This is a genomic window from Methylobacterium sp. CB376 (assembly GCF_029714205.1).
Lineage (GTDB): Bacteria > Pseudomonadota > Alphaproteobacteria > Rhizobiales > Beijerinckiaceae > Methylobacterium.
This window is the reverse complement of the sequence record NZ_CP121648.1, coordinates 1,128,750-1,149,057: the sequence shown is the minus strand read 5'-3', so window position 1 is coordinate 1,149,057 and position 20,308 is coordinate 1,128,750. Positions and strand designations below refer to the sequence as shown.

The window sequence follows — 20,308 nt, the reverse complement described above, 5'->3', positions numbered from 1 at the left end:
GCCCGGGCGGGACGTTGGGCCGGGGTCGAGACCCCGGAGAGAGACGCGAGCCGATGGCCCTGCCCAGCGACAAGCCCGAGAGAACCACCAATCGGGTGCGCCCGGCCCTGTTCGGGCTCGTCCTGCTGGTGATCGCGGTCGCCCTGGTGATCTACGCGATGGGCTTCAGCCCCCGGGGCTGACGGCCGGGAAGCCGTAGAGCCGGGCCGGGTTCTCCACCAGGACGCGGTGGCGGGCGGGCTCGTCCGGCACCCACACGGCCAGGAGGTCGAGGAGGTCGCCGACATTCGGCATCGGATCCCAGTGCGCCACGTGCGGCCAGTCCGAGCCCCAGACGCAGCGCTCGGGCGCCGCCGCCATCAGGGCGCGGGCGAAGGGCACCGTGTCGGAATAGGGCAGGGGCTGCGCGCTCATCCGGTAGGCCCCCGAGAGCTTCACGAAGGCCCCGTCCCGCACCAGCCCCACGAGGGTCCGGAAGCCCGGATCCTGCGTGCCGCAGCCCGTCGGCATGTGCCCCATATGGTCGACGCAGAAGGGCACCGGCAGCCGCGACAGCCGGTCGGCGAGCGGCGGCAGCTGGCGGGCGTCGATCAGGAATTGCAGGTGCCAGCCCATCTCGCGGGCGAGCGCCCCGTAGGCCTCGACCTGATCGAAGCCGATGCCGCCGCCGTACAGGACGTTGAGGCGCAGGCCCACCACGCCCGCCTCCTTGAGGGCCGCGAGGTCGCGATCGGGCAGGCCGAGGGGGATCACCGCGATGCCGCGCAGCCGGCGCGGATGGGCGCGCAGGGTCTCGACCATCAGCCGGTTGTCGGTGCCGTGGACGCTCACCTGCACCAGCACGCCGTAGGTCATGCCGGTGGCGTCCAGCATGGCGAGGTAGGCCTGCGGGGTCGCGGCGGGCGGCGTGTAGCTGCGGGCGGCCACGAAGGGGTAGGCGGGGGCAGCCCGATCACGTGGGCGTGGGTGTCCGTCGCGCCGGCCGGCACCGCGAAGCGGCGGGCCGCGCGGGGATGCGGGTCGGGGCCGGGGCAGTCGCGGATCTCAGGCATCGGCGTGCAGCACCTTCCCGCGCGTCTCGGGCAGCGCGAAGGCCGCCAGGAAGAACACCCCGTAGGCCGCGGCGGCGAAGATCGCGATCGCCGAGGCGAGGGACATCCCGGCCGAGAGGTAGCCGACGAGGGCCGGGAACAGGGCCCCGATGCCGCGGCCGAAATTGTAGCAGAAGCCCTGGCCCGACCCGCGCAGCCGCGTCGGGTAGAGCTCGGTCAGGAAGGCCCCCATCCCCGAGAAGTAGCCCGAGGCGAAGAAGCCGAGGGGGAAGCCCAGCACCCACAGCACGGCGTTCGAGAGCGGCAGCTGGGTGTAGGCCAGGACCACCGCGATGGCGCCGAGCGAGAAGATCAGGAAGAGGGGCCGGCGCCCGAGCCGGTCGGCGAGCCACGCCCCCACGAGGTAGCCGGCGAAGGAACCGACGATCAGCGCCGCGAGGTAGCCCGTCGAGGAGACGATCGAGAGGTGGCGCTCCGTGGTGAGGAAGCGCGGCAGCCAGGTGGTGATCGCGTAGTAGCCGCCCTGGCAGCCCGCCGCCATTAGGGAGGCGAGCAGCGTGGTGCGCAGCATCGGTCCCGAGAAGATTTCCCAGAGGGAGGGGCGGTCGCCCGCCGCCGCGGCCCGCGCCCGCGTCTCGGCCGCGACCTGCGGCTCCTGCACGTAGGCCCGCAGGTAGAAGACCAGTAGGGCCGGCGCCGCGCCGATCACGAACATCCAGCGCCACGCCGTCTCCGGCGGCAGCGCGGAGAACAGCACCGCCTGGGCCAGCACGGCGAGGCCCCAGCCGACCGCCCAGCCCGACTGCACGGAGCCGACCGCCCGGCCGCGATACTGCGCCCGGATCGTCTCGCCCATCAGCACGGCGCCCGCCGCCCACTCGCCGCCGAAGCCGAGGCCGAGGAGGGCGCGCGCGACGAGCAGCTGCGTGAAGTCCTGCGTGACGGCGCAGACGAGCGAGAAGACCGAGAACCACAGGATGGTGATCTGCAGCGTCAGGACCCGGCCGATCCGGTCGGCGAGGTAGCCGGCGAGCCAGCCCCCCAGCGCCGAGGCGAGCAGCGTCACGGTGGCGGCGAGCCCCGCCGTGCCGGCATCGACGCCCCACAGCTTGATGATGGTGCCGATGACGAGGGGGTAGATCATGAAGTCCATGCCGTCGAGCGCCCAGCCCGACGCGCAGGCCCAGAAGGTGCGGCGCTCCGGCACGGTCATGTCCCGGTAGAACGCCGCGAGGCTGGCATCCTCCACCGGCACATTGAGGGCGTCGGGCTCGCCCGCGGGGGCACGCGTCTGCGTCGAACTCATCGGGCGTTCCTCGACTTGGTTCGATCCGGGCCGATCGCCGGCGGTGAGAGCGGCGCCCGCCTCCCGTCGCGTCCGACGGCTTTCCGGGGCGGGACCGCTGCGCGCCCCGCCGTCCCGTGCTCTAGCCCCCCTGCCGCGCCGTCAGGCAATCCCGCCCGCTCCCCGGGGCGCGTCGGCGGCACCAGGCCGAAGATCGGCTCGCTGCGGCCCTCGTCGTTATCCTTTGTTAAAACATCCTGTCGGCCGCGCCCGGAGGGCCGGAATAAACCGCCCGAAGAGAGGTCGGCCGGCCGGTCTGATGCCCCAGAATCGGCCGTCTGGAACCTCGCCCCCGCGGCGGGCGGTTCCTTGGACATCCGTATGCCCTACCCCTGTATACAATGGGGTTCAATCTAGACTGGGAAAACGGACTCACGGCCTTGTCTTTTTCTCCGCGATTACCTAAGGCCAGAATCGTTCTTTGGTTCACCAAGCCTTAAGGTCGTGGGCGCATGGACGGCACAAGCGACAAACGGGAATCGGCGATCACGCTCACGGCCGACGTGATCTCCGCTTATGTCTCCAACAACCACGTGCAGACAGGGGAGCTCGTCCGGCTGATCCGGGAGGTGCACAGCGCCCTCGTCGGGATCGCCGAGGGGGTCAGGCCGGCCGAGCCGCCCCAGAAGGCGACGGCGGCGGAGATCCGCCGCTCGATCAACCACGACTTCCTCATCAGCTTCGAGGATGGGAAGCCGTACAAGACGCTCCGGCGCCACCTGACGATGCGGGGGCTGACGCCGGAGAGCTATCGCCGGAAGTGGGGCCTGCCCCCCGACTACCCGATGACCTCGGCGAGCTATTCCGAGCAGCGCTCGCAGCTCGCCCGGACGCTCGGCCTCGGCCAGCAGCGCCGCCGCCGCGGTCAGGCGGAGGCGGCCGGAGGGACCTGAGGCGAGCCGCCCGCCTCCCGCCCGCGGGCGGGAGGCGGGTCGGCGACCCGACGTCCCTCGGCCCTGCCCGGGCCGTCCTACTTCGCCTTCGCGGCCAGGGCGGCCAAGCCGGAATCGTAGATGCCCTGGATGGCGCCCTTGGCGGTGGCGTCGTCGGCGCCCTTGGCCTTGAAGGAGCCGGACCAGCTCACGGTCGAGCCGCCCCCCGCGGGCTTGACCGCGATGGTCGATTCATAGCCGGATACCGGCAGCGGGCTCTCCAGGATCGTGTAGGTGTAGCTCATCGCCTTGTCGTCGCGGCGCACCTGCTCCTCGACGATGGTGCCGCCGCCCTTGAGGCTGAGCGTCCGGATCGGCTTGCCGCCCTTCTCGGAGAGGACGCATTTCTCGACGGCGGGGTGCCACTGCCCGATGCCGCAGAAATCGCCGATCGTGGCCCAGACCTTGGCGGGCGGGGCGGCGATGTCCTGGGTCTTGGAGGCTTCGAGGGCGAGCGCGGGAAGCGCCGACAGCGCCAGGAGCGCGGCGGCGGATGCGACGGTCTTGATCATGCGGGGTTCCTCCGGCGGAGGGGCCTCGGTGGCGGGCCCCTCCCGCGGGGGCTCAAACTAGAGCATTCCCGGGCCGGGAGAACTCCATTGTCCGCCAGACAATAGGACGAGATCCGGCGAGGCTCAGAAGCGCCCGCCGACCCCGACCGCGCCGCCGGAGCCGAGGGAGGGCTGCAATCCGCCGCCCCCGCCGCCCGACGGCTTGTAATCCTCCAGGTCCTCGCGGCGGATGCGGCGGGCCTGGGAGTCCGCGCCGCCGGCCCCGCGGGCCGCGGTCGGGATGTTGAGGCGCCGCGTCGGCTCGCTGGCCACCACCTGGTCGGGATCCGTCGCCGCCGCGCTCCGGGCCGGCGTGCGCAGATCCGCGCGGGCGGAGGGGGGCGGGCCGATCTCCCCCGCCGGGAGGACGCCGCCGGTCTGGGAGAGCGGGTTGTTGACGCAGCCGCCGAGGAGCGCCGCCGCGGCGGCGAGGCTGATTCCGGCGAGCCGGGCTCTGGTGCGGACGAACATCGGTCTCCCCGCTGGTCTCGTCAGGGTCCCGGTCAGCGCAACCGGGTCAACCCCATTCGGCTCCTCCTAACGGCCGGTTGCGGCAAAGGCCAGACGGCAACCCGGGCCGGGGCCCGATCCCCGCCGGCCGTGGTGACGGCGACACGCCGCCGGCTCCCGATCCGCGCCGTGCCGCGCGCGCAAGCGCCCTTGCCCGCGCCCTTGCCCGCGCCCTTGCCCACCTGGCCCGGTGCGTGCATTCGTGCTCGCTGCGCGCCGCCCGCGAAGACGCTCCCGGACGAAGAGGCTCCGCCCATGATCCGTCGGCCTGCCGTGACGCTGTCCACGGCCCTGCTCCTCGTCGGGGCCGTGCCGGCAGTGCGGGCCCAGACCCCGGCGGCCCCCCAGGCGCCTTCGGCCGGCGCGCAAGCGCCCGCGGCCAGCGTCCAAGCGCCCGCGGCCAGCATCCCGTCGCCCGCGGCCAGCATCCCGTCGCCCGCGGCCAACGCGCCGGCGGCCGGTCCGCAGGCGCCGACGGCGAGCGCACCGGATTTCGCCCGGCTCGAAGCCGAGCAGAGCGCCGCCAATGGCAAGCCCGGCCCGCGGACGGTGCCGGGCCGGCGCATCCCGGTGCCCGGCACGGTCAGCCCGGAATTCCAGGCGGCCATCGCGGCCCCGTACCGGTCTCCGGCCTGGAACGCCAACCCGGACGGCGTGGCCGAGTGGAAGGCCCTGGTCGCGCGGCTCGCTGCCCAGGCGGCCGCCTCCCTGCCGGCCCTGCGCGAGCGCCTCGGCGTGATCGCGACCCCGGAGGTGATCGGGGGCGTGAAGGCCTGGATCATCGCCCCCCGGGACCTGCCCGAGCGCAACCGCAACCGCCTCCTCGTCCACATCCACGGGGGCGGCTACGTCCACAACCCGGGCGAGGCCGGCACCGTCGAGGCGGTGCTGATGGCGGCGTTCGGCGGCTTCACGGTGATCTCCTTCGACTACCGCATGCCGCCGGACGCGCCCTTCCCGGCCGCCCTCGACGACGCGATGGCGGTGTGGAAGGCCGCGCTCACCCTGCAGCGCCCCGAGAACATGGCGGTGTTCGGCACCTCGACCGGGGGCGCCATGACGCTCGCCCTGATGCTGCGGGCCAAGCAGGAGGGGGTGGCGCTGCCCGCCGCCATCGCCCCCGGCACGCCCTGGTCGGACCTCACCGAGACCGGCGACAGCTACAAGGCCAACGAGTGGCTCGACAACGTGCTGGTCTCCTACGAGGGCACGCTCACCCACGTCGCCCGCCTCTACGCCGCCGGGCACGACCTCAAGGACCCGCTCCTCTCGCCGATCTACGGCGATTTCCGCGGCCTGCCGCCCGCCATCCTCACCACCGGCACCCGCGACCTCTTCCTGTCGAACACGGTGCGCACCCACCGCAAGCTGCGCCAAGCCGGCGTCGAGGCCTCCCTCCAGGTCTTCGAGGGCATGAGCCACGCGCAGTACCTGTTCAACCCGGACGCGCCCGAGACCCGCGAGGTCTTCGGCGAGATCGCGGCCTTCTTCGACCGCACCCTGGGGACCGAGCCGCGCGGGCCGTAGGGGCCGGCGGGCCCGAGGCCCCCGGCGGGCCTCAACCGGCCGGGTCTCCCGCCCCGCCCTGCCGCACGGTGCGCAGGGCCGCGGCCGTGAGGTCGCGGATGCGGCGGATCCCGGCGAGCCGCTCCTCCAGCGGGATGCCCGCCTTCGCGGCCTCCTCCAGATCCCGGCAGGTCTCCGAGAGGCGCGGGCAACCGAGGAGGCCGGAGGTCGAGATCAGGGCGTGGGCCTCCCGCGCCACGCGCTCCCGGTCCGCCCCATCCTGGAAGGCGGCGTCGAGCTGCGCGATCAGCCGGTCGAGCAGCCGCGCCGCGCCGGCCTCGCCGACGAGGTCGAGCGTGTCCGCGTAGGCGTGGCGGTCGTGAATCGGCAGATGGGCGAAGCGCGGATCGGCCGAGGGGAGGGGAGGGACGTCTTCCATCAGGACATCCTGTGCCGCGAGGGGGCCCGAGGGGCCGGCGGCTAAGATAGGGTGCTTGGCCGCGGGCGCCACGTCCCCGCGCGTCGTCGAACCGGGCCGCTGCCGGTCGGGCGTGAGGAGCCGCCGCATCAGCTCGGCGCACGGCCCCGGCCTGTTCCTCGATTCCTCAGGAGGATGTACGCCGTTCAGCATAGTCCACCCGTGCGAGAACGAGATTATGCTGGTCGAATCGGGGGGTACCCCGGAATTTACACTTATTTAAGCGCGCTAATCCAATTTCTAACCATGGGTCAGGCGCCCTTGGGAAAACCGTTATGAAACTCCGCAACATCAAGGTTCTGGGTAAGCTCATCAGCGTCATCCTGCTGATCGGCGCCATCGTGGGCAGCGTCGTGTGGTACGCCCAGGGCCGAATGAGCTACATCGACGATGCCTATACGCGGCTGATCGGCGAGGAGGAGAACGCCACGGCGACGACGCATCGGCTCAACCGGATGATCTTCGAGCTGAACTACTGGGCCTACCGGGTGATCGCCGAGACCGAGGAGGCGCAGATGGCGCACGCCGATGCCGGGTTCCAGGCGGCGCTGCCGGAGATCGAGAAGGCGCTCGAGGCCCTGCGCCGGCAGGCTCCCCGCTACGTGGCCTGGGCCGACGAGCAGCGGAGCCTGATCCAGCGCTTCGTGAGCGAGGTGAAGGAGGTGCGCCGGCTCGGGATGGCGAACCGCAACGCCGAGGCGCTCGCCGTCGTTCACCGCGCGGTCGATCCGATCTTCGACGCGCTCGTGGCGGGCGGCGAGGCCCTCGCGGGCGAGATGTCGGCCGTGGCGAGCCGGCGCGACGAGGAGCTCACGGAGGAGACCAACGCGACCCGCCGCAGCCTGATCGTCGTCAGCGCGCTCGCCCTGCTCGTCGGCATCCTCGCGGCGATCGTGGTCGGGGTGATCGGGATCACGCGGCCGATCGGGCGGCTCGTCGGGGTGCTCGAGCGGATGGCCGCCGGCGAGATCGACGCCGAGATCGCCGAGGCCCGGCGCGGCGACGAGATCGGTGCTATCGGCCGGGCCGTGGAGCGGATCAAGACGATGGTGGCGCGGGCGGCCGCCGACGAGGCCGAGCGGCGGCGCGTCGCCGAGGTGGCGGCCGCGGCGGCCCGCCGGGAGGCCATGACGAGCCTCGCGGTGGAGTTCGAGCGGGCGGTCGGCGGCATCGTGGGCCTCGTCTCCTCCTCCGCCACCGGGCTGCGGGCCACGGCCGAGACCATGGCGGCGGCGGCGAGCGAGACCGCGCTGCAATCCTCCAGCGTCGCGGCGGCGGCCGAGGAGGCGTCGACGAATGTCGGCACGGTGGCGGCGGCCGCGGAGGAACTCGGCACCTCCGTGCAGGAGATCGGCCGGCAGGTCTCGGGCTCGGCCGGCCTCGCCCAGGTCGCGGTGGGCGAGGCGGAGGAGACGGGGCGGCTGGTGCAGCAGCTCAGCCAAGCGGCGACCCGGATCGGCGACGTGGTCGGGCTCATCTCCTCGATCGCGAGCCAGACCAATCTCCTCGCGCTGAACGCCACGATCGAGGCGGCGCGGGCCGGCGAGGCCGGGCGCGGCTTCGCGGTGGTGGCCGCCGAGGTCAAGGAGCTCGCCAGCCAGACCGCCCGGGCGACGAGCGACATCTCGGCCCAGATCGGCCAGATCCAGGACGCGACCGGCCAGGCCGTCTCGGCGATCGGCTCGATCTCGGCCCGCATCCGCGAGATCAGCAGCGTGTCGACCACCATCGCGGCGGCCGTGGAGGAGCAGGCGGCGGCGACCCAGGAGATCGTGCGCAACGTGTCCCAGGCCTCCACCGGCACCAGCACGGTCACCTGCACCATCGCGGGCGTGGCGGGCACGGCCGAGCGGACCGGCGGCGCGGCCGCGCAGGTGCTCGCCTCGGCCGGCGAGCTCTCGCACCAGTCGGAGCGGCTCGGGGCCGAGGTCGCCCGCTTCCTGGCGAGCGTGCGGGCCGCCTGACTCACACGCTGTCCGGACGATCACGTCCGGACAGCGTCTGCCAAGCCCGCGCGGCGCGTGAGCGAAGCCGACATCCGCATGGCGGACGCAATCCGTCGGATGTCGAATCAGGGGCCGAGCCGCGCCCCCGCAGCCGCGCTCAGCAGCACCACGAGCCAGGGCGGGGCGCGCCCGACGGTCAGGAGCACGAAGCCGGTCGCGGCGACCGCCATGTCGCGGGGGGAGTGGACGGAGCTGGTCCAGACCGGGTCGTGCAGGGCCGCGGCGAGGATCCCGACCACGGCGGCGTTGGTGCCGCGCATGGCGGCCTGGGCACCGGGCCGCGCCCGCAGGGCATCCCAGAAGGGCAGGGTGCCGAGCACCAGCAGCAGGCCCGGCAGGAAGATCGCCGCCAGCGCGAGCGCCGCCCCGGGAACTCCCCCCGGAGCCCCCTGCAGCACGGCGCCCAGATAGGCCGCGACCGTGAAGAGCGGCCCCGGCACGGCCTGGGCGGCGCCGTAGCCGGCCAGGAACGCGTCGGTGGTGACGAAGCCCGGCCCGACCAGGGAGGCCTGCAGCAGCGGCAGCACCACGTGGCCGCCGCCGAAGACCAGGGCGCCCGCCCGGTAGAAGGCGTCGAAGGCGGCGAGCGCCCCGGAGCCGGTCAGCGCGGCCACGGACCCCGGCAGGACCAGGAGCGCGGCGAAGAGGGCGAGGGAGGCGAGGCCGGTCCGCCGCGAGACCGGGAAGGCGGCGGCGTGCCCGGAGCCCGCGCCCGGCCCCCGGCAGAGGAGGAGCCCGCCCGCGGCGCCGAGCGCGATGGCGCCGAGCTGGCCCGCGGCGCCGGGCAGCAGCACGACGAGCCAGAGCGCGGCGAGGCCCAGGCCGGCGCGGGGCCGGTCGGGCGCGAGGGTCCGCGCCATGCCCCAGACCGCCTGCGCCACCACCGCCACCGCGACGAGCTTCAGCCCGTGCAGCACCCCCGCCGCCAGGGGGCCGGGGCCGCCCCGCCCCCAGGGCGACCGCGACGAGGAGGAGGGCGGAGGGGAGGGTGAAGCCCGCGAAGGCCGCGAGCCCGCCCGCCAGCCCCCGCCGCGCAGGATGCCGAGGGAGAACCCGACCTGGCTCGACGCCGGCCCCGGCAGGAACTGGCACAGGGCCACCAGGTCCGCGTAGGCCTCCTCGTCGATCCAGCGGCGGCGCAGGACGAGTTCGTCGCGGAAATAGCCGAGATGCGCGATCGGGCCGCCGAAGGAGGTTAGGCCGAGCTTGAGGAAGGCGGAGAAGACCTCCGCGAGCTGACCGTCCGTACTGGTGCGCATGTGACCGCTAAGTCCCTTGAATGGCCGAGGAAGGCACAGCCCGTCGTCCGTGATGCGCCGCAGGAGCTCGCCGAAACGCGCGATGACGGTGCGGGGAGGAGCGTGAGAACAGCAGGCATGACCGGGACGCTTTCCACCGTGAGGGTCGCGACGCTGAGGACGCCGGGGATGTCCGGCGACGGTGGCGGCCCGTGGCTACAGGTGACGGGCAACGGAGCCAAGAGCTGGATCTTCCGCTTCACCCTGCGCGGCAGGGCGCGAGCTATGGGGCTCGGCTCAGCCTCGCCATTCTCGCTCGCGGAGGCCCGCGACAAGGCACTTGTCCGCCGAAAGTTATGCGCGGAGGGGATCGACCCGATTGAGGCGCGAAAGGCGAAGCGCCAAGATCTCGCGGCCAAGGCGGCGCACGCGATGACGTTCCGCCAGTCTGCCGAAACCTACATCTCGACCCACCGGGCTAGCTGGCGCAATGCCAAGCACGCCATGCAGTGGAGCTCGACACTGGAGACCTACCTTCATCCTGTGCTCGGTGATTCGCCCGTGGCGGCGGTGGACACGAGGTGGGTGATGAGGGTGCTGGAGCCGATCTGGACGAACAAGTCTGAGACCGCCAACCGGTTGCGAGGGCGGATCGAAGCCATCCTGGATTGGGCTCGCACCCGCGGGTATCGCACTGGTGATGACCCCGCACCTTGGCGCGGCCATCTTGAAAACCTGTTGCCGGCCCGGTCCAAAATCCGGCGGGTCGAGCACCACGCCGCCTTGCGCTACAAGGATGTACCGCAGTTCCTGGCGACGCTGCGCACCGGCGGCAGCATTGCCGCCCGTGCCTTTGAGTACACGATCCTGACTGCCGCGCGCACGGGCGAGGTGCTGGATGCCCGGTGGCACGAACTCGACCTCTCAGGTGGTGTGTGGACCGTACCGGCAGAGAGAATGAACGCACGTTCGCTCTGACAATGGACCTGAGTTCACCGCCACTTCTGTACAGAAGTGAATCACCGCCGTGGGCGCAAAGATCGCTGAGATAGACTCTCTCCAGAGTCCCGCATTGCTGGGCATGTCGTTAAGGAAATCGAAGGGGAGCCGAACCCGGACGCGAACGAAACTTCTGCTTCAAGGCGGCAGAGTGAATTTTGCAGGCCGCATTCCGAGACCCCCGACGCTGCAATGGACACAGTTTTTGCGGGTGCGCGGCGACTCCACTACTGCACATTCAAAGGGGTTCATCACTCAGCCCGTTCGTCTGCTGTGGCGCAAACGAGTTGCGTTCAAGTATTTATAGCATCCATCAATTGCGTTCGAGACCAATCTAAATCAATAACACCTGGAACCGAACCCTCCGCTGTTACGTTTGATAGTCGGGCTAAAAGCCCCTAACACAATCCGCCTTCGCCCCCGCTAAGTGGTTGAAATTTCAGGAGCGAAGGCGGCTTGGATAGGTGCTCTAAGTCACGCAATACGCCCAGGTGAGGACACGCGTCCGGCGGTGCCGTGCTTACGTGTCCTTTTCGGCTCGCTATCGCAGCGCGAGACAGTCATTGCGGCGCTTGAAAACAGAACCGGAACCTTCGTTTCCGGCTATCACGGCCTGGGTCAGGCCTAATCGGGGGGAGGCTGGTAGTGCAAAGCCAGCAGGCTCAAGAGAAAATGCCAACACGAGATGGCCGTGCGCGAGAGTTGCTGACTTTTCTGGTCTTAGCGGTCCTGATATGGCCTTTTATCGCGGTCGGAGTGGTCTCCGGCTGGGGCTTCCTCGTCTGGATGTACTACGCGTTCACTGGTCCTCCAGGACCCGTCTAGGAGAGAGCGATGGCGCATGAACAAGCGTCCTTGTCACGACGGGACCTGCTGGCCGGCCGTCCGGCCGCCGGACGCGCAGCGGGCGGTGGACATCATGTCAGCGGATTGGTGGTCCACGCCCGGCCCGAGCGTCTAGCCGGGGTGCTGGCCTCGCTCAGGGCGATGCCGGGCCTCGACGTGCATGGGGAGAGTCCCGCTGGGAAGATCGTCGCCACGCTGGAGACCTCCACGGAGGACGACGTTGTGCAGCGGCTGGGCGAGATCGGGGAGCTACCCGGCGTCCTCTCTACAGCGCTTGTCTACCACCGCTTCGACTAGGCGCGCCGGTCGGCGACCTGCCGCACCCAGGAAACGACCATGGATATGTCTCGTCGAACTCTGCTCAAGGCTCAGGCCGCGGCCGCGGCGGCTGCTGTCGCCGGCATCGACCTGCCGGCCGAGGCGCAAAATCTTGCGGCCGGCGAGGACATCGCCCTCAAGTGGTCAAAGGCACCATGCCGATTTTGCGGCACGGGTTGCGGCGTGATGGTCGGGGTGAAGGACGGTCGCGTGGTCGCGACGCACGGCGACATGCAGGCCGAGGTCAATCGCGGCCTGAACTGCGTGAAGGGCTACTTTCTCTCGAAGATCATGTATGGCGCGGACCGGCTGACGCAGCCATTGATGAGGGTACGCGGCGGCAAGTTCGACAAGAACGCTGAGCTGCAGCCGGTCTCCTGGGACCAAGCCTTCGATGAAATGGCCCGGCAGTGGAAGCGCGTCCTGCGCGAGAAAGGGCCCAAGGCCGTTGGCATGTTCGGCTCGGGCCAGTGGACCATCTTCGAGGGCTATGCTGCGACCAAGCTCATGCGGGCCGGCTTTCGATCTAACAACCTCGATCCGAATGCCCGCCACTGCATGGCATCGGCCGCCGTCGGCTTCATCCGTACCTTTGGCATGGACGAGCCGATGGGGTGCTACGACGACTTCGAGCATGCCGACGCCTTCGTGCTCTGGGGCTCGAACATGGCGGAGATGCACCCGATCCTTTGGACGCGGGTCATCGACCGCCGTCTCAGCGCGCCGCACGTCCGTATCGCGACGCTCTCAACCTACGAGCACCGCACGACCGAGCTGTCGGATCAGTCACTGATCTTCCAGCCTGGGACCGACCTCGCCATCCTGAACTTCGTCGCGAACTACATCATCCAGAACGGAGCCGTGAACCGCGACTTCGTGGAGCGCCACGTCAACTTCCGAGTTGCCAACACCGATATCGGCTACGGCCTCCGGCCCGAGCACGTGCTGGAGCAGCGCGCCACGCATGCCAACGAGGCCGCCGTGTCGCAGCCGTCGAACTTCGACGCCTATGCCCGCATGGTGGGAGAGTACACTCTTGAAAAGACTGAAGAACTGACCGGGGTGTCGAAGGAGCGGCTCCTGACCCTCGCAAAGACGTACGCCGATCCGAAGATCAGAGTGATGTCACTCTGGACGATGGGTTTCAACCAGCACGTCCGCGGTGTCTGGGCGAACCACCTCGTCTACAACATCCATTTACTGACTGGGAAGATCTCGGAGCCCGGAAACAGCCCTTTTTCACTGACGGGTCAGCCATCGGCCTGCGGAACGGCTCGCGAGGTTGGCACCTTCTCGCACCGCCTACCCGCGGACATGCAGGTCAACAACCCCGAGCACCGCAAGCACGCTGAGGAGATCTGGAAGCTGCCACCCGGCTTGTTGAACGGCGAGATCGGCTACCATGCCGTGCAGCAGGACCGCATGCTCAAGGACGGTAAGCTCAACGCTTACTGGATCATGTGCAACAACAACCTGCAGACGGCTCCCAACACGAACACCGAGACCTATCCGGGTTACCGCAACCCGGCCAACTTCGTCGTCTGCTCGGACCCCTACCCGACCGTGACCGCGATGGCCGCGGACGTCGTGCTGCCCACGGCCATGTGGGTCGAGAAGGAGGGTGCTTACGGCAATGCCGAGCGCCGGACGCACATGTGGCGCCAGCTCGTCAATGCCCCCGGCGATGCGCGCTCGGACCTCTGGCAACTGATGGAGTTCTCCAAGCGCTTCACGACCGACGAGGTTTGGGCGCAGGAGATCCTGGTCGCTCATCCGGATTACAAGGGCAAATCGCTCTTCGACGTGCTTTGGCGCAACGGCAGCGTTGACCGCTTCGGATTGGACGAGATCGCAGCGGACCACGAGAACTTCGAATCGAAGCAGTTTGGCTTCTACGTCCAGAAAGGACTGTTTGAGGAGTACGCCTCGTTCGGGCGCGGTCACGGCCATGACCTCGCACCCTTCGACCGCTACCACGAGGTCCGCGGCCTGCGCTGGCCCGTCGTCGATGGCAAGGAGACGCGCTGGCGCTATCGCGAGGGACACGACCCCTACGTCGAGAAGGGGGCCGGCTGGCAGTTCTACGGCAATCCCGACCGCCGAGCGGTCGTCATGGCGGCGCCCTACGAGCCGCCGGCCGAGGCTCCGGATCAGGAATACGACCTCTGGCTGGTCACAGGTCGCGTGCTGGAGCACTGGCATTCGGGCTCGATGACGATGCGGGTGCCAGAGCTCTATCGGGCCTTCACCGGCGCCGTGATGTTCATGCATCCCGACGACGCGCAGAAGCGCGGTCTCCGCCGTGGGCAGGAGGTGCGGATCATTTCGCGGCGCGGTGAGATCCGCTCCCGGGTAGAGACCCGGGGACGCAACAAGATGCCGCCCGGGCGCGTCTTTGTTCCGTTCTTCGACGCCAGCCAGCTGATCAACAAGGCCACGCTGGACGCGACAGACCCGATCTCGAAGCAGACCGACTTCAAGAAGTGCGCCGTCAAGGTGATCGGCGTCGCCACGGCCGAGCGTGGGGCGGAATGATGCGTCGCCTTCTGCTCTCCGCCTGTACTGGTGCGGCCTGCCTCGTCGCGGGGGCGCTGTTCGCGCAGGATGCTCCTCGGTTGACCGGTCCGGAGCCGTTCACCAAGGAAACGCCGGCCCCGCCGATGCAGCGGCAGGTCACCGACGACGTGCGCCGCAAGCGCAACTATCCGGACCAGCCGCCCCTGATCCCACACGCAATCGAGGGTTACGCGCTCGACCTGAACGCGAACAAATGCCTGGCCTGCCACGCTCGAAAGTTCACCGAGCAATCGCAGGCCCCGATGATCAGCGTCACGCACTACCAGGATCGCGAGGGAAACACGCTCGGCGGGGTCTCCCCACGTCGCTACTCATGTCTCGCCTGCCACGTTCCGCAGACCGGGGCGAAGCCGCTCGTCCCGAACACCTTCGTCGACATGGACGCGCTGGTTGAGCGCGAGCCCCGGGGGCGCTGAGATGGCGGCAATTGCTAGGGCGTGGTCCTGGTTCTGGCTGAACCCTTGGGTGCGTACGGCCACGCGTCCTCCCGTCACCCTGTCGCTGGCTTTCCTCACGCTAGGCGGCTTCGTTGCAGGAGTCCTGTTCTGGGGCGGCTTCAACACAGTCCTGGAGCACACCAACACCGAGAAATTCTGCACGTCGTGCCACGAGATGAAGACGAACGTCTTCGAGGAGCTCAAGGGCACGATCCACTACACCAACCGCTCGGGCGTTCGCGCGAGCTGTCCCGATTGCCACGTGCCACATCAGTGGACCGACAAGATCGCGCGCAAGATGCAAGCCTCCAAAGAAGTCTGGGGGCACATCTTCGGCTCGATTGACACACGTGATAAGTTCCTGGATCTGCGCCGTCACTTGGCAGAACACGAATGGGCGCGGATGAAGGCCAACGACTCCTTGGAATGTCGCAACTGCCACAGCGCCCAGTCGATGGACGTGTCGAAGCAGAATCCGCGGGCGGCGGCAGCTCACGAGAAGGATCTGTTCACAGGCCAGAAGACGTGCATCGACTGCCACAAGGGCATCGCGCACAAGCTTCCCAACATGCAAGGGGTTCCAGGATGGCAATGAGCCGGCGACGAATGGCTTTCGCGGCGATCGCCTTCTGGGCTGCGGGCGTAGCCCAGTCGCACGCGAACGACGCTACGGGACGGTTCATCGAAGCCGCCTACTCGTCTGCCCTGTTCCAGGCGCAGATCTCCCGCATCGCTGCGGCCAAGGAGCCACGGCCCGGCATCAAGTCCCTGGCCGAGCGTGTACGCGACTTCCGGACTGCTCAGTTGCCGGAACTCGCCCGGCTGGCGGGGGACGCCGGGGTCGAGGTGCGGAACACGCTCGATCGGGAGCTGCGAAGCATTGTTGAGAACATCGAACCCCTAGATTACTTGGCGCTTTCCCGGCGCTACGCCGAGGTGGAGACGCAGGCCCTTAGCCTGGAGATCGCTGCCTACGAGGATGCCACTCGGTCGGAAGCGCAAGCGGTCCGAGAGTATGTCGCAGCAACCTTGGGAACGCTGCGCGACCTCCGCAAGGTATCCCAGGCCGAACTCGCCGCAGTCGCGCCCTGACGAGCGGCCTTCCGGCTCTGAGCTCCCGCTCCCTAATGTGCGTCGCCACAGCCTGGTTGTTCCAGCTTCTTGCGGGACAAGCCTGAACTTATGCCGCCACCGTTCGTCTCTCGCCGGGGCTCTCTGTCATCACTAGTGTCAACTGAGAGCAGTGGCAACTCAACGGTCAGTCGAACCGAGTTGTTGGATACGTAAGCGGATAATGTATTAGCAATTACATTGAAATAATTTGCATTACCGCTATCAACATCCTCGACGTCTATGAATATGATATTATCCTAGGTTATATCCACTCAGCGCCCAAAGTCGCGATCGCGAAAATTAATACTTCTGCACGATGCCAAGTCAACAACCTGCGTAGGCTCACGCATAGGACGTTAGCCTTAGATACGTCTGTAATCACTACGGCAGTAGTCAAACGATGACCGGTGAAAGTTTACGCTTCAGGATAGGCGCTGATGACCCGTTCTCGGCGCCGCTCGCGCAGCTCCAGGGGGGCGTTGCAACGGGTCGCGAAGGACGACAGCGTAAAGTCGCTCCGGAGGGACTGGACCGAGGTCGGCCGGGCCGTCGAGAAGGTCGGCGGGGGGCAAAGGTAGCGGCGGCTCCGCGCCTACCCTGGGCGGCGCTCTCCTGCTGCAGGTCTAGAGCGGCACCCGATCACGTTGCAATCGGGTGCCGCTCTCGATCTTTGATCTTGCCGCATTGTCCGCGACGAACCGGCATCCGCTTCGTCGGACAATGCTCTAGGTGCAGCGGTTCCCGCCTCGCTCAGAGGTTCGTGGCGTCGAACTTCCACAGCTCGCCGGTGTTGGTCACGCCCCAGACGGTGTTGCCCCGTCCCGCCAAGCTTTCGATGTGCAGTGGCGGCAGGCTCTGATCGTGCTTCGGGGTCGCCAGTTGCCGCCGGTCCGGCAAGGTCGACACTCGCGTGAAGTGCACGCCATCGGAGTGCCAGACCGTGCCGTTCGTCCCCGCGAGCCAGAGCCGTCCATGCGGCCCCAGCGCGACGTCGCCCACTTCGCTCGCGTTGGTGCGCCACCAATCCGTTTGCGACGGGTTCAACCGCCAGAGCGACCCGTCGTTTCCGGCGAGCCAGATCGTGTCGGCTCTCACGACGAGGTCCGGGACCACAGCGATGCGGATGAACACGGGCGCGCCGTCGTGCGGCCGCACCTGAACAAACTGGTCCCCGACCTCCCCGGTCATCCAGACCGTCCCGTTCTGTCCAAGCACCCAGGCGCGATCGAACGGACTCACGGCGACGTCGAGCATGCCGCTCGCCTTGGTCTTGGTCCAGCCCTGCCCGTTAAAGCGCCACAACTCGCCCGCGCCCGTGACCGCCCAGGCGACGTTCTGGCGCGTGTCGGCGAACTGCCGCCCGTGCGACCCGGCGATCCGCGTCACTCCCGGCGGCAGCCCATGGCCCGTGAGCTGCTCGAAATCCTTGCCGTCATCCGTCCGCCACACCGTGCCGTTCCGGCCGGCAAGCCAGAGCGGCTCGTTCGCGGATGGTGCCGCGCCCACGTCCCCCATCCCACTCGCCGCCGTCGGCACCCAGCCCACCATCCCCCTCCTCCCGCTCGGCCCGTATTACGGCGGCATCAGGACGCCACGGTGGCAAGCGTTCACCCGGGCGGCACTTTCCGCAAGCCCTGTTCCCGTAGGAATATGCGCAAAGCTTTGACCGTGCGAGTGGGCTCACGCCGCACGGTGCGGGTGAGACGACAGGGTGTTGCTCCGAGTCGGATGAACGAAACTGCGTGCTGTATGCACTGTCTGCCATGGGCCGATTTTGGTCCTGGACCCGCAGGCGGGCGGCGCTTGATCGGCCCGGGCGTGCGGGCGCACGATGCCCTTGATCATGTGGGGATGCCTTCGGCCCGCCCGGCTCCGGCCGCGGCGGACCTTTCTGCTTCTACGGCAATGTCTTGCACCAATAGGCGGAGAGCTTAGCCGATATTCCGATCACGGACGCGTGAACCAATCTCCAGATCCCGTTTTGTCCTGCAATGAACCAGCACATGTCAGGCTTTGCAGTTCAGCTAAACCGGGGGATTGTACGTGGAAGAACTGATCGTGATCAAAGCTAAGCGCGACGGCACTTACACATTAGTGAGCGGAGGTCGCCCGCTCGTGTGGGGCCTTGATCCTGCGATGGCTCGGCGTCTTGCCGCGAGCTTAGGCGCCGATGTTCAACTTGATCTTTCGCTCGATCCTCCGCGTGCGTCCAAGCGGTAGCTCACTGCCGATCCGGCCAGGGCGTGTCCCGCCCCGTCACCCGTAGCCGGCGGGCGCGGTCCCCGCTTCGGCCATGCTCCAGCCCGTGCGCGCCTTCAGCCGCGCATAACGCCGACCTGCTTCGACCCACAGGCCGAGCCCGCAAGTGCAAGGTGATGTCCGGAAACGGCATGTTGGCCGGGACGCGGTCGGTGCTGATCGTCGCCTCGTGGCCGCGTGGAGAGGCGCCTCGGAGTGCAGCGGTGTTCGTGACCTGTCCCGCGGGCCCGCGGCCGCCCGGCATCGGCGCGATGCGCCCCGATCGCCTTTTCGTGGGCATGAGTGCACATCCGGTCGAGTTGCAGGACGAAGGCGGGGTCGCTGAACCAGCTCGGCGCCATGTCGGAAAGGCCGTCCGCCCGGAGGGCCTCAAGAATTGTGGTGTGGTCGGCATGCTCCCCGGAGCGGGCGAGCGACCGAGCTACGGCTACCACCCTCAGTCGGCCGCGCGTCTTCTCGCGAAATGCCCATCCGTCAGCCATGGCACCGCCCCCAGTCCAAGGTCCGAAGTACGTCTCTCAGAGGTGAGGACTTCAAGGCCGCACCAAGGCCGAAGCGCACGCAGTGAGAATGCCGTGTGATTTGTGCGCGAGGTGTGTCTTTACCTCCACAAAACTCGCAGTATTGCGTGATGCAATCGGCTCGGCCAGGGAGTTGATGGCAGCCCAGGTCCAGCTGCCCGTCCGTAGGGACGCGAGGCGGCGCACCCGGATCTCGCCGAAGAGCCGGCAGAGCAGGTGAAGACTGAGGCTGACGATCATGCGGACGAGGCCCCGTCGCCGAGGGCGAGCCAATGGTCCAGGAAGGCGTCGAGCCAGCGGACCATCTGGGGATCGTGCATGTAGCGGCCCTCGATCTGGCGGACGCGATCCTGGGCGCCGGGCAGGGCGAGGCGGTGGGCGGCCCGCACGGTCCAGCGGCAGAGCATGGCGTGGGTGACCTCCGGGTGGAATTGCAGCCCGAAGGCCGCCGGCCCGACCCGGATCGCCTGGGTGGGGAAGTCGTCCCCGGTCGCCAGCATCTCGGCGCCCGCCGGGCAGGTGAAGCCCTCGCGCTGCCAGTGATAGACGTGGGAGGGCCACGCCTGCCCGATCTCCCGCGCGAAGCCGCGCCCGGCCTCGGTCGGGACGAGCGGGTAGTAGCCGATCTCGGCCCGGCCCTCCGGGTGGGCTTGGACGCTGGCGCCGCAGCACTTCGCCAGCATCTGCGCGCCGAGGCAGAGGCCCAGATAGGGCTTCCGCTCGGCGAGCGGCACGGCGATCCAGTCGATCTCGCGGCGCAGGAACGCGTCGGGGTCGTTGGCGCTCATCGGGCCGCCGAAGATCACCGCGCCGGCATGCGCGGCGAGGGTGGGGGGCAGCGGATCGCCGTAGCGCGGCCGACGGACGTCGAGGGGATGGCCGCGCTCCTGCAGGAGGCGCCCGACCCGCCCGGGGGTCGAGAGTTCCTGGTGCAGGACGATCAGGACCGGTTTCCTGTCCGGCGCGCGACCGGGCGCGGCGCTCACGCGCCGGCCCCGGGCGGCGCGCCGGTCCCGCCGGCCCGGAGGGCGGCCAGGGCGACCGCGATTTCGCCTTGACCCTCGCCCGGCGGGGCACCGCGGATCATCGGCAGGCCGCCATTTACCGGCGCGACGACGGCGGTTGGGGTGCGACGAGATCCGCTCATGCGCTGCAACGCTCGACGGCGAGCTCCGACGTCGCCGTGAAGGACCGCCGGGCGCGCGCCCGTCGGACGATGCTCTCCAGGTTCGGTCGCCCGCGCCACGCGATGAGGCGGTGGCTGGTCAGGGCGCACTTATCGTCGAGCCCATGACCCCGCGCCAGTCGCCCCGGATCATGCCGGCCTGCCGGCGCACCGAGAACAGGGTGAGCGTGTCCCACCCGAGCTCCGCCGCCTCGGCGCTGAACTCGCCAACGAAGTGGCGGCAGTTCTCCAGGATCGTCGCCCAATCCTCAAGGCGGAGGCCGGGGCACGGTGGCTGGCCGAGCGAGAGGGAGGCGAGGCCGCGGTTCCACCCATGAACAAGGGTAGTGGGGTCGGCAGGTAGGTCGGGCGAAAGCATGGCTGGGAGTTAGAGCAGCACCCGATCACGTTGCAATCGGGTGCTGCTCTAGATCTTTGATCTTGCCGCATTTTCT

18 protein-coding genes and 2 pseudogenes are annotated in these 20,308 nt (G+C 69.0%); 11 read left to right on the top strand and 9 right to left on the bottom strand.

The window, feature by feature from the left end; all coding sequences use genetic code 11:
- Positions 1-53: 53 nt before the first annotated feature.
- On the top strand, positions 54-182 hold the full coding sequence (locus tag QA634_RS05110; RefSeq protein WP_012330980.1) for a hypothetical protein: 129 nt from the start codon (positions 54-56) through the stop codon (positions 180-182).
- Here QA634_RS05110 and QA634_RS05105 read toward each other — a convergent pair.
- Positions 166-1,052, bottom strand: a pseudogene (locus QA634_RS05105) (amidohydrolase family protein). The gene QA634_RS05110 and the pseudogene QA634_RS05105 overlap by 17 nt on opposite strands.
- Positions 1,045-2,358: an MFS transporter gene (locus QA634_RS05100; RefSeq protein ID WP_012330978.1), complete on the bottom strand. Its 1,314-nt coding sequence runs from the start codon at positions 2,356-2,358 to the stop codon at positions 1,045-1,047. Before QA634_RS05100 ends, QA634_RS05105 begins: the two are co-directional and overlap by 8 nt.
- A 491-nt stretch (positions 2,359-2,849) precedes the next feature.
- On the opposite strand from QA634_RS05100, the gene QA634_RS05095 reads away from it, so the two are divergent.
- The gene (locus QA634_RS05095) at positions 2,850-3,290 is read left to right on the top strand and encodes a MucR family transcriptional regulator (RefSeq protein WP_012330977.1); all 441 of its coding nucleotides are present in this window, start codon (positions 2,850-2,852) and stop codon (positions 3,288-3,290) included.
- A gap of 77 nt (positions 3,291-3,367) precedes the next feature.
- On the opposite strand, the gene QA634_RS05090 is transcribed toward QA634_RS05095, so the two are convergent.
- Together QA634_RS05090 and QA634_RS05085 are read right to left on the bottom strand one after the other, a co-directional pair.
- Positions 3,368-3,841: an SRPBCC family protein gene (locus tag QA634_RS05090; RefSeq protein WP_012330976.1), complete on the bottom strand. Its 474-nt coding sequence runs from the start codon at positions 3,839-3,841 to the stop codon at positions 3,368-3,370.
- A 123-nt stretch (positions 3,842-3,964) separates the two neighbouring features.
- Positions 3,965-4,351: a hypothetical protein gene (locus QA634_RS05085; protein WP_012330975.1), complete on the bottom strand. Its 387-nt coding sequence runs from the start codon at positions 4,349-4,351 to the stop codon at positions 3,965-3,967.
- 294 nt (positions 4,352-4,645) lie between these two features.
- Here QA634_RS05085 and QA634_RS05080 point away from each other — a divergent pair, with 294 nt between their 5' ends.
- A complete protein-coding gene (locus QA634_RS05080) occupies positions 4,646-5,917 on the top strand; it encodes an alpha/beta hydrolase (protein WP_012330974.1) in 1,272 nt (423 codons plus the stop codon).
- Positions 5,918-5,948: 31 nt separating this feature from the next.
- Here QA634_RS05080 and QA634_RS05075 read toward each other — a convergent pair whose 3' ends face one another.
- Entirely contained in the window at positions 5,949-6,335 is a 387-nt protein-coding gene (locus tag QA634_RS05075) for an Hpt domain-containing protein (RefSeq protein WP_018262445.1), read from the bottom strand.
- A 314-nt stretch (positions 6,336-6,649) separates the two neighbouring features.
- Between QA634_RS05075 and QA634_RS05070 the strand changes: the two genes are divergently transcribed.
- Positions 6,650-8,338 carry a methyl-accepting chemotaxis protein gene (locus QA634_RS05070; protein ID WP_012330972.1) on the top strand — a complete coding sequence of 563 codons (1,689 nt, stop codon included), beginning with the start codon at positions 6,650-6,652 and terminating at the stop codon, positions 8,336-8,338.
- A 107-nt stretch (positions 8,339-8,445) separates the two neighbouring features.
- Here QA634_RS05070 and chrA read toward each other — a convergent pair.
- A pseudogene (gene chrA, locus QA634_RS05065) lies at positions 8,446-9,639 on the bottom strand (chromate efflux transporter).
- A gap of 117 nt (positions 9,640-9,756) precedes the next feature.
- Here chrA and QA634_RS05060 point away from each other — a divergent pair.
- The 7 genes from QA634_RS05060 (at position 9,757) to QA634_RS05030 (ending at position 15,887) form a co-directional block, all read left to right on the top strand.
- Positions 9,757-10,596: a tyrosine-type recombinase/integrase gene (locus QA634_RS05060; RefSeq protein ID WP_012330970.1), complete on the top strand. Its 840-nt coding sequence runs from the start codon at positions 9,757-9,759 to the stop codon at positions 10,594-10,596.
- A gap of 693 nt (positions 10,597-11,289) precedes the next feature.
- Positions 11,290-11,442 (top strand): periplasmic nitrate reductase, NapE protein, encoded by a 153-nt coding sequence (locus tag QA634_RS05055; RefSeq protein ID WP_083784792.1) that lies wholly within the window; start codon positions 11,290-11,292, stop codon positions 11,440-11,442.
- A gap of 9 nt (positions 11,443-11,451) precedes the next feature.
- Positions 11,452-11,760, top strand: coding sequence for a chaperone NapD (locus QA634_RS05050; protein ID WP_083784633.1), 309 nt, complete (start codon positions 11,452-11,454; stop codon positions 11,758-11,760).
- A 39-nt stretch (positions 11,761-11,799) separates the two neighbouring features.
- Positions 11,800-14,316: a nitrate reductase catalytic subunit NapA gene (napA, locus tag QA634_RS05045; protein ID WP_012330967.1), complete on the top strand. Its 2,517-nt coding sequence runs from the start codon at positions 11,800-11,802 to the stop codon at positions 14,314-14,316.
- Positions 14,316-14,774 (top strand): nitrate reductase cytochrome c-type subunit, encoded by a 459-nt coding sequence (locus QA634_RS05040; protein ID WP_012330966.1) that lies wholly within the window; start codon positions 14,316-14,318, stop codon positions 14,772-14,774. Before napA ends, QA634_RS05040 begins: the two co-directional genes overlap by 1 nt.
- 1 nt (position 14,775) lies before the next feature.
- Positions 14,776-15,390, top strand: coding sequence for a NapC/NirT family cytochrome c (locus tag QA634_RS05035; protein WP_012330965.1), 615 nt, complete (start codon positions 14,776-14,778; stop codon positions 15,388-15,390).
- Positions 15,391-15,401: 11 nt separating this feature from the next.
- Positions 15,402-15,887: a DUF4142 domain-containing protein gene (locus QA634_RS05030; protein WP_012330964.1), complete on the top strand. Its 486-nt coding sequence runs from the start codon at positions 15,402-15,404 to the stop codon at positions 15,885-15,887.
- A 771-nt stretch (positions 15,888-16,658) separates the two neighbouring features.
- On the opposite strand, the gene QA634_RS05025 is transcribed toward QA634_RS05030, so the two are convergent.
- The 3 genes from QA634_RS05025 to QA634_RS05015 all read right to left on the bottom strand — a co-directional run bounded on the left by QA634_RS05025 (position 16,659) and on the right by QA634_RS05015 (position 20,232).
- Positions 16,659-17,456 (bottom strand): hypothetical protein, encoded by a 798-nt coding sequence (locus QA634_RS05025; protein WP_012330962.1) that lies wholly within the window; start codon positions 17,454-17,456, stop codon positions 16,659-16,661.
- Positions 17,457-18,924: 1,468 nt separating this feature from the next.
- On the bottom strand, positions 18,925-19,674 hold the full coding sequence (locus QA634_RS05020) for a glutamine amidotransferase (protein WP_012330960.1): 750 nt from the start codon (positions 19,672-19,674) through the stop codon (positions 18,925-18,927).
- A 279-nt stretch (positions 19,675-19,953) separates the two neighbouring features.
- Positions 19,954-20,232, bottom strand: coding sequence for a hypothetical protein (locus QA634_RS05015; protein ID WP_012330959.1), 279 nt, complete (start codon positions 20,230-20,232; stop codon positions 19,954-19,956).
- Between the last annotated feature and the right edge of the window lie 76 nt (positions 20,233-20,308).